Genomic DNA, 12,120 nt, shown 5'->3' with positions numbered 1-12,120 from the left:
TGCTCCCTGAGGAGCGCCCGGAGCTTGCAAGGGCGCCCCTCTGCTCCCTGAGGAGCGCCCGGAGCTTGCGGAGGGCGCGTCACGAAGGGCCCCGTCAGGCCTGCCGGTCCCGGAACCGGTACATCGCGCGAATGTCTCGCGTGATCGCTTTGTCCCGCTTGCTCCGTTTGCTCGCCTGTCGGGCGTCGCCCCGAGCGGCCGACCACTCACTTTCCCTCAGCAGCTTGCGATAGCGTTCCAGCCGGCCGGCGTCGAGTCGGCGGTCCCGGATCGCCTCCTGCACCGCGCATCTCGGCTCGCTGCGGTGTTCGCAATCGCGAAACGCGCACTCACGAGCCAGCTCTTCGATGTCGGCGAACGTACGGCCGGCCGCCTCGGCGACATCCTGCACCCCGATCCCACGCAGGCCAGGTGTGTCGATGAGTACCTTGCCTCCCGGCAGGAGCAGCAGCTCGCGGTGCGCCGTCGTGTGCCGACCCTTTCCGTCGACCGCCCGAATCTCGTTGGCCGCCATCTGTTCACGACCGAGTAATGCGTTGGCCAGGCTCGACTTGCCGGCGCCGGACGAGCCCAGCAGGACGGCGGTACCGGTCATGGTGGACTCGAGGAGGTCGACGCCTGCGCCGGTGATCGTACTCGTCGTCACGATGTCGGCGCCCGGAGCGACCGCGGCGACCATCGCCTCACCCGGAAGAGGATCGTCAACCAGATCCGACTTGGTCAACGCGATGATCGGCCGGGTGCCGGCGTCGTAGGCCAACGTCAGCAGGCGTTCGATGCGACCGACATTCACCCTGTTCGCGACCGACACCGCGATGATCACCGTGTCGACGTTGGCGGCGAGTACCTGCCGTTCCGATGTCCGATCCGAACTCGCGCGCGCGATCGCCGTCCGGCGCGGCAACAGGTGCACGATCCGGGCCTGCCCGTCGTCTCGGCGCAGCACCACCCAATCGCCGGTGCACACGGACTGTTCGCGCTCCGCAGTGCGCCCGACACCGCGGATGGCGCGGACCGGACCTGATGCGGTGATGGTGTCGCACCCGCCGCGATCCACCCGCACGACGCGAGCTGGTAGCTCGTCGTCGGACGCGCGGTCGGTGTACAGGGTCGAGAAATGCTTGTCCCAGCCGAGAGCGGCGAGCTCGACGGGAAAAGACGAATTACTTGCAGAATTCACTGTTGGGGACTTTCGAGGAAAGCCCGCGACCCCAGGAGTCATCCGACTCGCAGCTCAGTCGGTTGTGCGAGAACGGTGTTCGAGGATCAGCAACGGGCTGGAGGAACAGGGATGGTTCGGATGCTGACGATGCCAGCGATCTCGACGGCAACCATCGACTCACCTCCAGGTCTCGTGCTGCCCCCACCGGACAGCGCGGCTCACGCTAACACCGCCGGGCGATGCCCACCACTTCTTTTTCGTTCCGCGGGTTCGCGCTACCGGAGCCCCAACTCGACGCCCTGCGCGAGCACCTCACGACGCGAGGTCATACCCAGCTTCGCCAGGACCGCGGACACGTGATGGTCCGCGGTTTTCGACGAGATGTACAGCCGCTTGGCTATTTCCGAATTCGACAGTCCCTCCGCCACCAGGCGGGCGACCTCGAGTTGCCTGTTCGTCAGGCCACCGGGGTTCACTCGTGTCGTGGACCGAGGGCGCTGCGGGACGGTGGCGCAACCCCGTTCGCGCATCAACGCACGCGCACGATCGGCGGTACCCGCGGCGCCGAGTCCGTCGAGCATCGTCACACCACGGGCTGGGTCGTCGGAATCCAACCAGCACATCGCCGATGCGAACGGATCACCCGCGTCCGACCACCAACGCGCGGCATCGGCGTGCCGACAGTCGAGCGACAATCGGTACGGCGCCGCGATCGGCCCGGTCTGCGTCGACAACCCGAGCCTCGCACGCCAGACGGCGAGACTCCCTGAGCCCCACTCTGTTCCGTCATCGTCGAGGGTGTGCGCCGCGGTGACCCGGGCGTCCTCGGTCCCGGTCATCCAACTGATCTCCGCCAGGGCGGTCAGGACCGCGAGCCGTCGGAGGGGTTCATCGATCTGGTTGGCGAGGGTCCAGGCGTTCTCGATCTCGTCGATGTCGAACGACGCGCCGCATCGGAGCGGCACCAGCACGGTGACCAGGAGCGGCCACAGCGTGGCGATCGGCATCCCGTCGGCGTCGATGACCGCCCCGGCGTCCTCGAGGGCTCCGTTCCAGTGTCCGCGGGTCAGATGCAGGCGACTCCGCACCGCGGTCTGCCAGTGGCGACAGATCTGGATGTCGCGCTCCACCGTGAACGGGAGACCCGCGTCGAGGATCCGGTCGGCAGCCCGGTACCTTCCCTGTTCGACATCGAGACTGGCCACCTGTGAATAGACGGTTGATGCGAGTTCGTCGAAGCCGAGGGTGCGGGCGGTTTCCATGTGATCGAGAAGTCTTCTGCGAGAGTCGACTTCGCCGGTGGACAGCGCAGCCGAGTCCGAGACGACCTTGTTCCACAGCCGCAGTTCCTCGTCGGATGCCGACGCGGTGTCGGCCAGCAGGGACGCCGTTCCCGACACGTCGCCCCGCATGAACGCGAGAAACGCGCGGTGGATCTGCGCCTCGCTGTACACCGCCGACGCCCCCGTCCCGTTGGCGATCTCCGCTGCACGACCCAGGTGCGATTCCGCGCTCTGCCGATGCGCGCTGTAGTACTCGTAGACCCCGACGGCCACATGTGCCGTGGCCAACCCGGTGTCGTCACCCAGTTCGGTCCACAACGGGAAGGTCTCGTTCACACTGGCTATCGCATCGCGCAGTCGGCTGACCATGTACTGCTCGTTGGCCAGCGCCAACAACAGTTCGGCACGCTCGCGAGCCGGAGCATTGACTTGGTGCTGCTTGGCGATCTCGTAGTACGCGACGGCCTCGGTGTGCGCTCCGCCGCGGATGGCGTCCTCGGCTGCGGCGCAGGCATGACGGACGGCGCGGTCGGAGTCCCGGGCGGCGACGGCGTGGTGGGTCAACACCGACGGGTGCACGGTGCCCAGCTGCTCGAGTGCGTCCAGGAGCTGCGCGTGCAGATGGGCCACCCCACCCGGCGGAATCGTGGATTCGATTGCCCGACGGGCCAATTCGTGTCGGAAAAGAGTGCCGTCGGGCCCCCATTCCAGAAGTCCCGTGTCGGCGAGACGCTGCAGAGTGGGGTAACCGATCCGCAGGACCGGCAGCGCGGTATCCGACACCCGTTCCGGCGACGCCGCAATCAGTTGAAGGGCTTCGAAATCGGCCGCGCTGACCTTGGTCGTCCGCGCCAGGACCGCATCGCGCACCGACGACGGGATCGGCAGGCCGGGTTCGCGGGAGACCTCGGTCGCGAAGTAGGGGTTACCTCCGGTCGCGGCATGGACCCGCACGGGATCGAGACCCGTACCTCGACCAATTCCGCGATCGCCTCGACACTGAGCGGCGGCAGCTCGATCCGGCACACGCCCTCGGCGAGCAGGGCACGCGCTGCCGCCTGGGGCTCGAGCTCTCGATGAGTCAGGAGCAGAACGAGCGGCATCGACTCGATGCGTCGACACAGGAACCTCAGTACATCGGTCGACGCGGCGTCGACCCAGTGCAGATCCTCGACCACGAGAAGCGTCGGTTCAGCCCCCAGATGAGCGAAAGCGGCTTCGCAGACGTCGGCGAGCATCATCGGTTGCACACCGATGCCCAGGTCTTTGACGGGACCCAGTGGACGTGGTGTGTCGAGTGGATCGCAGGCCACCCGCAGCACACGCACGTCCCGGGCGGTCGCACACACCTGCGCGATCAGCGTCGTCTTGCCTGCACCGCTCTCGCCGGCGATGGAGAATGCCGAACCCACCGGCAACCGGTCAAATGCCGCGCTGATCTGCGACAACTGCTCGGTTCTCTCCAACAATCGCACCGTCCGAGTGTAGGCCGCCCGTCGCTCGAATAGGTGGGTCTACCCATTCATGGGAAGGACGTTCGGCGAAAGATGGGAGGTCCTCACCGATGCCGTCCGTATGCCCGGTGACCGACTGTTGTGGTGCGCCGGTACCGACAACGGTCACCGACGGCCAGTCGTCCCACCACACAGAAATGGACAATCCGATGACGACATCTCTCTCACCAGACCTGGTATCGCTGCGGGAGAAGCAGCAGAAGGTCTGGCGCAGCGGCGATTACAACCGTATCGCCGCGCTGACCGTGCCGGTCAATGAAGCGACCGTGGTCGCGGCATCGGTCATCCCCGGCGAACGCGTCCTCGACGTCGCGACCGGCACCGGCCACTCCGCGCTCGCCGCTGCCCGCCAGGGTGGCGACGTCACCGCGATCGACTACGTGCCGGCACTACTCGACATCGCCCGGGGTCGGGCAGCCGCAGAACATCTCGACGTCGACTTCGTGGAAGCCCCGGCCGAGGTCCTGCCGTTCGGCAACGCCGCGTTCGACRCCGGTATCTCGTCGATCGGCATCATGTTCGCCGCCGATCACGAGCAGGCCGCGCGCGAACTGACCCGAGTCGTCCGCCCGGCCGGAAAGATCGTGGTCACGAGTTGGACCGCAGACGGTTTCGTCGGTGGAATGCTCGCCGCGGTCGGCCGCCACGTGACGCCGCCGCCGGGCGCGCGTCCCGCCACCCGGTGGGGCGATCAGCAGTACGTCGCATCGCTGTTCGGCGATCGTGTGCACTCGGTCGATTCGCACACCGCCGTGCTGACCGTTCGGTTCGTCGACGCGGCCGCTTTCGCGGACCTGTTCCTCGGCTACTACGGTCCGACGTTCTCCGCGGCGTCGAAGCTCGACGAGGGCGGCAAGCACGCACTGCGTGCCGATCTGATCTCCCTCGCCGAGTCTCGGCAGCAACCGGTCCCCGGCGGGATCTCCATCGACTGGGAGTACCGCGTCGTCGAGGCGGTGCGGTCATGAGCGCGCCCCGGAGTCGTGGCAAGGTCATCGCTCGCCTCGGCGCGACACTGTCGATCGCCGCGGTCATCGGCGTCGCCGCGCCGCTTGCGACGACGGCTTCGGCAGCACCCGCGCGCACACCGGGCGCGACGCTGACGATCGTCGACCAGAACATCACCGGTGCCGGCAAGAACCGCATCATCATCCAGGGCCTGTATCCGATGACACGAGCGGACGCGGTCGGATTCGTCACCCACATCAACGATCGGGGTTGCGGTGGAATGCACTACATCGTGCTGGGCGACGACGGCCGGGAGCAGTACCTCTACGACCGCAACTTCCCGGGCACCTCGGTCGGGACCGAAGGGTTCCTCCGGGCTTCCGACCGCGGGCTCGAGTATCTCCGGGAGTTCGTCGTTCCGAGCTCGGTTCTCAACGAGGACCGGGACGGTGCTGACGAGGTGTTCACCCGGGTCCGATTCACCGACGGCGACTGCCGGGCACGGGTCCAGACCACCAACGTGGTCGTCGGGCGGTTCTGACCCGACCCGCCGGCCCGACACCCGCCCACCCGGCCTGTGCCGGGTGGGCGGGTGTCGGATCAAGTCAGCTCGGCAGCGTCCACGTCGGTGTCGATACGCATGGCGGCCACCAGTTCTCGGTAGAGCTCATCGGTGGCGAGCAGGCTCCGATGGTTGCCGACCGCCCGCACCCGACCGGCTTCGAGGACGACGATCTGGTCGGCGTCCATGATCGTCGAGAGCCGATGCGCGATGGTGACGACGGCTCCGCGAGTGGCCTGTCGACGGATGCCCTCGGCCACAGCCGCCTCGGTCAACCCGTCGAGTTGCGCGGTCACCTCGTCGAGCAGGAGGAGTTCTGGGTCGACCACCAGCGCGCGGGCGAGCGCGATCCGTTGCCGTTCCCCGCCCGACAGCGTTGACGTGGTCACGTCGGTGAGTAGGCCGTCGGGCATGGAATGGACACGCTCATCCATCCGTACGGCCGACAGGGCACGCCACACCTCGTCGTCTGTCGCCTCGGGCGCCGCGTAGACGAGGTTGTCGCGGACCGTTCCGGGGACCAGAGGGGTGTCCTGCTCCACGTAGGCGATGCGTGCTCGCAGGTCGTGGAGTGTCCACTGGTCGAGCGCCCGGCCGTCGAGCACGATCTCGCCGCGATCCGGTCGTAGGAACTTCAGGAAGAGGGAGAAGATGGTCGTCTTCCCGGCACCCGACGGTCCGACGATGGCAGTGTGTCCGCGGCGCGGGATCGTCAGGTCAATGCCGTTGAGCGCAGCGGGGGAGTCTGGTGCGTATCGGTACACCACGTCGCGCAGTTCGAGTGCGGACGCGGTCCGGTCGACCCGAGCCGACGTGCGATTCGCCACCACCTCGTCGTCGGATTCGGTTCGCAGGTCGGAGATCTCGGCAATCCGCGCAGCCGCGGCCAATCCCGACTGTAAGGCCGTGACACTCTGGGTGAGCAGCGAGACAGGCATCATCAGTTGGAATCCGTAGAGCAGGAATGCGATCAGAGTACTGACGGCCATCGAACCGTCGGCGACGCGCCAGGCCCCGAACGCCAGGACGACCATCACCGCCAGATTGATCCCGGACCCGGTGATCGTCCAGGCCCATGCTTCGATACGCACGGCCCGGATTCCCTTGCTCGCCGACCGGTGCGCAAACTCTCCGATCCGGTCGGATTCCCGCGCCTCGGCCCGACTCGCCTTGACGGTGCGAATCGATCGAAGAATCCCCTCCAATCGGCCACCCAGGAAACCGATCTCGGCCTGCGCGTCCTGCTGCGCCTTCGCCAACCCCGGCATCAGTACGGCGGCGGCGATCCCGACCATGACCACGACGACCATCGTGGTCGCGAACAGCGGGAGGTCCAGAAACGCCATCAGTACCAGCGCGCCGACCATACCGACGAAACCGTTGACACCGTTGACAATGCTCGACGTCGTCGCTTCGCGGATCAGCAGGGTGTCGGAGGTGACGCGCGCGACCATCTCGCCGCTCGACCTACGGGCGAGCTCGGGGACCTCGACGCGGAGCAGGTGACCGATCAGTCCGGTGCGGGTGGCGAGGATGATGCGTTCGGCCAGGGTCCCCAGCATGATCGTCTGGATCAGACCGATCACCGACCTGGCGACGAGCAACACGGCCAACACGGTGATCGGCGCCGCCAGAGATTCCGACACGGCAAGACCGTCGAGCACCCACTTCGTGACCAGCGGGGTCGCGAGTTCGGCAGCGGTGCCGAGCAACCCGAGGACGACGCCCACGGCAAGGACGCCCCGGTAGGGGCGTATGTAGTCCCAGAGGATCACGAGTTTGGCGCGCATGGGCATATCCGGGGTCTGCCCGGGATCGGCCGCGGTTGTCGAAGTCGTCATGGTGTGAGCCCTCCCGAGCGGAACATGCAAGCTCTACAATGACACATTGATGTCCCATTTTCAATCAAGTGTGTTGCAGAGACCCGAGTGTGGTGGATAGTCTCGGCCAGGTGAACGATGCGCCGGAACCGGCTGCCGTCTCGGGCGTGCGCCTGCGCACCCGACAGGCCATAGTGTCAGCCGCCATCGCGGCGTGGGCAACTGATTTCTCGACGTCCCTGGGCGACATCGCCGACCGGGCGGACGTCAGCCGCAGCACCTTGCACCGCCACTTCCCCGACCGTCAGTCTCTCGTCGATGCGGCGCTCGTCGAGGCGAGGAGCGTTCTCGAGCGGCAGGCGAGCGAAGCGGTCGACGGGTGCGAATCGGCTCGCGCAGCACTCGAATCGCTGATGCGGGTGATCATCGGCATCGACGACGTCATCGTGTTCCTGTTCGCCGACCCACACCGGTTCGACGGCCACCCGGAGTGGGCTGAGGAAGAGGACCAGATGCTTCCGGAGGTCCTTTCTCGGGCGCAGAAAGACGGTGCCATCGCCGGTGATCTCGAAACGAGATGGCTGGCCGGGGTGTTCTATTCACTCTGTTTTGTCGGTGCGGTCTCGATCGCCGGCGGGGTGATGTCGCGTCGCCGCGCCGCCGATGTCGCCGTCCGGACGTTCTTCTCCGGAGTCGGTGCCGACTGAGAAGCCGACGCACGCGTGGGCTTTGGGTCGGGGCAACACTTCTACCACCGATGAGTGTTGTATCGGGGTGGTGTCAGACCCTGCACCTACCGATCGGATGAGACATTGGGCAGCGTGAACGTACTGGCGTGCGTGGCCGCAGCGGTCGCCGCGTTCCTGGTGAGCGGTGTGTACTACGGCGTCGTGGGTGCACCCGCCGCGGCGGAAGTACACCGACCGACCTGGGCGACGCCGGTTGTCGAACTCATCCGCAACGCACTGCTCGTACTCCTCGTCGCCGGTCTGGTCGCGCAACTCGATCCGGATGCCACCGGTGCACTTCTGCTCGCCGCGGGGCTGTTCCTCATCCCGTTGGTACTGTTCGCGGGCGCGGTCTTCCACGAGGGAACGGCCCTGTCCGCGGCAGCTGTACACCTCGGGGATTGGGCCCTGAAGCTGCTCACCCTCGTCCTGATCGTGTCGCTGTGGCGGTGACGGTGGAATCGCTGTGGACCGCACAATCCCCGTTCGCTACTCCGTGAGGAGGATCGGGTGACGGTTCATCGCCTTTCGGATCACAACCGTCCTGGCACGTGAGAACTCAGGCCGGCTCCAGGGCCCGCTTGGCCTTTTCCAGAGCGGCGAGCGTACGCAGCACCGAATCGCGCTTGGCGGTCAAGTCGGAGACCTTCGCCTTGCCACTCAGGCCCGAGTCCGCCTGCGCGACTGCCAGCCGTTCCTCGATCTCGGCGAGCTGCGCCAGCAAGGACTGCGCACGGCTCATGAGCTCCTCGTGGTCGGGTCGGGAGACGTCCGCAGGGCGGGCGCTTCCGGCCCCGACGTTCTTGGCTTTGCGAGCCGTTGTGCTGCCGTCCTTGTTTGTGGTGGTGGACGCGGATCGTGTGACACCGCGCCGGCTGGACCGGACGCGCGGTGGGGGCTGTGTGCGGGTCCGATTCAGCACTGCCCAGGCGTCACGGGCCGCCACCCGGTGTTCGCGTTCTTCGTCGTCGTCCGAGGTCATTGACGCGCCCAAGGGTCGCAGACCATAGAAGCCGACGAACTCGCGGGCCGCCGCTATGGTCTGTTCTGCCGCGCGGCAGCGCCCGCACCGCGGTTCGCCGCGGAGTTCGGCGATGTCGTCGCTGGATGAGCACCACACGCAGGCGTGGGTAGTGGAGTCGGTCACGATGGCGTCGGCAGCAGCGAAATTCACGGGTGAAAACACTACGGCACAATGTTTTTCATGCTGCGACCGGGCTTCGTCCAGCAGGCTCGGGCCGGGATTGCGCTGGTTGCTCCCGCGATGGACCACGTCCCGGCCTGCCGGATAACGGGCGCATTCGGTACGCATCACGACGATGGGACGTCAGCAGACATCGCCGAGCTGTTGGAATCATTCCGACGAGCGTCCCGTTGGTGCCACCATGCGAGCAATCACTTATGACCGCTTCGGGGGTCCCGACGTCCTGGAACTGACCGACCTGCCCACGCCCAAAGTCGGACCCGACTCCGTGCTGGTGCGCGTCCGCGCCTCCAGTGTGAATCCCGTGGACTGGAAGGTTCGCGAGGGCTATCTCGCCGAGATCATGGACACCGTCTTCCCGGTGGTCCCGGGCTGGGACGTCGCGGGAGTGGTCGAGCAGGTCGGCCTGGACACACCTGAGTTCCAGGTCGGYGACGAAGTGTTCGGTTACGTCCGTAAGGACGTCGTCGGTGGGGAAGTGGCGGGCGGGACGTTCGCCGAGTTCGTCGCCGCCCCGGTGCGCACCCTGGCACACAAGCCGTCGAACTGGTCCTTCGAAGAGGCTGCGGCGCTCCCGCTGGCCGGTCTCACCGCTCTGCAGACCATCCGCCGGGCAGGAGTTCAGTCCGGAAACACCGTGCTGGTTCACGCCGCCGCGGGCGGAGTCGGAACGTTCGCCGTGCAGATCGCCCGGTCCCTGGGCGCACGCGTGATCGGGACGGCCTCGGAGTCGAACCACGACTATCTCCGCAGTCTGGGCGCCGAGCCCACGACGTATGGCGAGGGCCTCACCGACCGGGTACGGGCACTCGAGCCCCAGGGTGTCGACGTCATCCTCGACTACGTGGGCGGCGACGCACTCGACTCGGTCGAGGACGTGTTGCGCGACGGCGGCACGGTCGCCTCGATCACCGACGCGCGGGCGCGCGACGAGTTCGGCGGCCACTACGTCTGGGTGCGTCCCGACCCCGCGGATCTTGCCGAACTCGCCCGACTCGCCGACGCAGGCGATCTCACGCCGGAGATCGCGGAGGTGTTCGATCTCGCTGATGCCTCCGACGCGCACGAGCGGAGCCAGTCCGGTCACGTGCGCGGCAAGGTCGTCATACGCGTCGCGAGCTGATGACAGCACAGGTCATCTAGTCGAGGTTCGCCTCTGCACGTAGGTGCGTTCGACCCCGCTGGGCCCTCGCAGTCGGTCCCGTGTGCAGGTCGTCATCCAACACGACAGGCGGCTCGCGGTCACCGTGTGACCACCGATCAAGGCATCTCCATTGTCTGGGTGCGACGAATCTCGTCCACAGCTCGGGTCACGTACTCCATCGGGTCGACATCGGCACGTGCCGTGAGGTCGGTGATGACCACGAGGGCAGCGGCGGTGGTCTCGGCGTCCAGTAGGCCGGCGGACGGCAGCGCATCGGGGTCGGCGGTGTCGCCCACTCCCAACGCGCCGGTCAGCACGAGGGCTACCGCTGCGGGACTGACGGCGGAAGTCCACGAGGCGGCGGCACGGCTGGTGCTGGTTATCACCTCGGACACATCATCGCCGGTCAGACCATCGGGGAACACTGTCTCGAGGAGTTCGCGCATCATGAGTGCATGCACCTCCCGCGACTCGGGGTGCAACGCGAGAAGGTCGGTCGCGGCACCGAACGCCTCGGAGTCGTGGGCGCGCGCCGCGCGGATGGCTTCCCCGGTGGTCTGGGCGACCCTGTCGGCCATCGGCGACCGTTCGGACCGTGACTCATTGTGCGGCATAGGAATTACCCTCCATGTGTGTGTTCGGCAGCGAAAGCTCACCGTCGAAACCGGTAGCGCTGGCGAGTGCTGACGGCAGCAGTCTTTTGATTTCAACGGAATTCGGGTTCGTGTGCGGACACACGGCCGGCGGACGAGGACGAACGGTGAACCAGACCGACCACAGGCATGGTAGGTCATCCTGGTCGCCGACTGTCACATCGCTCGACAGACTCCGGATGCTGTACTTCGACAAAGCCTGTCGGGTGGTTCGCCGCAACGCGCGGCCACACATCCGTTTCGTCACACGTGACGAAAGACAACATGCGGTCATGTTGACGACATAGGCAAGGAATCGGCCTAAGAGCGGCTAGCGTCGGGTTCGGCGGACAAGACGCCAAATTGTTCGTCACGCCTGTCGGCCGACTGGACGGCGCACGAGACGTCTGGATGTTCATCACGCCGGCCCGCTGCGCTGTAAAAGTAGGAACTCATCGGAACGTGAGGCAAGGTCGTTGCCGATGCGTTCGTCGGACGACGACATGGGTCGCGTCGCAGCTTCGAGGTTCAGCGGAGAGCCGGCACCTTGGCTGCTTCAGTGCCGATAATGTACCTTATGTCAAGTAAGCCCCTGCATATTGCATCAGATGCAACACGTGGCCTGAGATCCGTCATTTGGATGTCAGTTGGCGACCTGGGGATTCGTCACTCGTGTCAGTAGCGCTCGTCACCGGAGTCATCTACCCGTGCGTATCTCGAGCGCGCACCGCCACCCTGACTCTCGATCTGTAGATCAGCGGATGCCTTCGGCCGCCAGGCCCTCGCGCTGCTGGGTGGCGTCGATGCTGAATGCGCCGCCGTGGATCAGCTCACCGAGGCCACTACCGAGGCATTCCAGCAGTACCCCGACTACGCGGTGATCACCAGTTTTCCTGGCCTGGCTGACCTCTCCGGCGCTCGGGTGCTCGGCGAGATCGGCGACGACCGCGAGCGGTTCACCGACGCCCGTTCGCTGAAGGACCTACGCCGGTTCTGTGCTGATCACGCGGGCCTCCGGGCGCAGCATCTCGATTACCCGCCGCGTGGTGAAGAACAACCGACTCAAGGCCTCCGGGCGCAGCATCTCGATTACCCGCCGCGTGGTGAAGAACAACCGACTCAA

Annotated in this window: 10 protein-coding genes and 2 pseudogenes; 6 read left to right on the top strand and 6 right to left on the bottom strand. The window is 66.4% G+C overall.

The features are described from left to right. Nucleotides 1–94: 94 nt before the first annotated feature. The 3 genes and pseudogenes from rsgA to A9310_RS26555 all read right to left on the bottom strand — a co-directional run. Nucleotides 95–1,180 carry a ribosome small subunit-dependent GTPase A gene (gene rsgA / locus A9310_RS07000; protein ID WP_065629970.1) on the bottom strand — a complete coding sequence of 362 codons (1,086 nt, stop codon included), beginning with the start codon at nucleotides 1,178–1,180 and terminating at the stop codon, nucleotides 95–97. Nucleotides 1,181–1,437: 257 nt separating this feature from the next. Next, nucleotides 1,438–3,399, bottom strand: coding sequence for a helix-turn-helix transcriptional regulator (locus A9310_RS06995; RefSeq protein WP_254661191.1), 1,962 nt, complete (start codon nucleotides 3,397–3,399; stop codon nucleotides 1,438–1,440). Nucleotides 3,400–3,794: 395 nt separating this feature from the next. After that, nucleotides 3,795–3,857, bottom strand: a pseudogene (locus tag A9310_RS26555) (hypothetical protein); the annotation flags it as partial. Nucleotides 3,858–4,108: 251 nt separating this feature from the next. On the opposite strand from A9310_RS26555, the gene A9310_RS06990 reads away from it, so the two are divergent. Together A9310_RS06990 and A9310_RS06985 are read left to right on the top strand one after the other, a co-directional pair. Then, entirely contained in the window at nucleotides 4,109–4,927 is an 819-nt protein-coding gene (locus tag A9310_RS06990; protein ID WP_065630027.1) for a class I SAM-dependent methyltransferase, read from the top strand. After that, nucleotides 4,924–5,448 carry a hypothetical protein gene (locus A9310_RS06985; protein ID WP_065629969.1) on the top strand — a complete coding sequence of 175 codons (525 nt, stop codon included), beginning with the start codon at nucleotides 4,924–4,926 and terminating at the stop codon, nucleotides 5,446–5,448. Before A9310_RS06990 ends, A9310_RS06985 begins: the two co-directional genes overlap by 4 nt. Before the next feature lie 59 nt (nucleotides 5,449–5,507). Here the strand turns inward: A9310_RS06985 and A9310_RS06980 are convergent, their stop codons facing one another. Beyond that, nucleotides 5,508–7,310 (bottom strand): ABC transporter ATP-binding protein, encoded by a 1,803-nt coding sequence (locus tag A9310_RS06980; RefSeq protein ID WP_065629968.1) that lies wholly within the window; start codon nucleotides 7,308–7,310, stop codon nucleotides 5,508–5,510. Nucleotides 7,311–7,420: 110 nt separating this feature from the next. On the opposite strand from A9310_RS06980, the gene A9310_RS06975 reads away from it, so the two are divergent. Both A9310_RS06975 and A9310_RS06970 read left to right on the top strand, forming a co-directional pair. After that, nucleotides 7,421–7,996, top strand: a complete 576-nt coding sequence (locus A9310_RS06975) for a TetR/AcrR family transcriptional regulator (protein WP_058250550.1) — start codon at nucleotides 7,421–7,423, stop codon at nucleotides 7,994–7,996. A gap of 114 nt (nucleotides 7,997–8,110) precedes the next feature. Continuing rightward, complete coding sequence (locus A9310_RS06970; RefSeq protein ID WP_223258902.1) at nucleotides 8,111–8,470, top strand: hypothetical protein; 360 nt, start codon at nucleotides 8,111–8,113, stop codon at nucleotides 8,468–8,470. Between the two features lie 106 nt (nucleotides 8,471–8,576). On the opposite strand, the gene A9310_RS06965 is transcribed toward A9310_RS06970, so the two are convergent. Further along, entirely contained in the window at nucleotides 8,577–9,164 is a 588-nt protein-coding gene (locus tag A9310_RS06965; protein ID WP_175401093.1) for a hypothetical protein, read from the bottom strand. Between the two features lie 238 nt (nucleotides 9,165–9,402). On the opposite strand from A9310_RS06965, the gene A9310_RS06960 reads away from it, so the two are divergent. Beyond that, nucleotides 9,403–10,344 (top strand): NADP-dependent oxidoreductase, encoded by a 942-nt coding sequence (locus A9310_RS06960; protein WP_065629966.1) that lies wholly within the window; start codon nucleotides 9,403–9,405, stop codon nucleotides 10,342–10,344. Nucleotides 10,345–10,481: 137 nt separating this feature from the next. Here the strand turns inward: A9310_RS06960 and A9310_RS06955 are convergent, their stop codons facing one another. Next, entirely contained in the window at nucleotides 10,482–10,943 is a 462-nt protein-coding gene (locus A9310_RS06955; protein WP_254661190.1) for a hypothetical protein, read from the bottom strand. 814 nt (nucleotides 10,944–11,757) lie between these two features. Between A9310_RS06955 and A9310_RS06950 the strand changes: the two are divergent. Further along, a pseudogene (locus tag A9310_RS06950) lies at nucleotides 11,758–12,120 on the top strand (transposase); the annotation flags it as partial.

Source organism: Gordonia sp. UCD-TK1, from assembly GCF_001691435.1.
Classification (GTDB): domain Bacteria; phylum Actinomycetota; class Actinomycetes; order Mycobacteriales; family Mycobacteriaceae; genus Gordonia; species Gordonia hongkongensis.
Note: the sequence above shows the minus strand (reverse complement) of the source record. Positions and strands in the feature narration are given on the sequence as shown.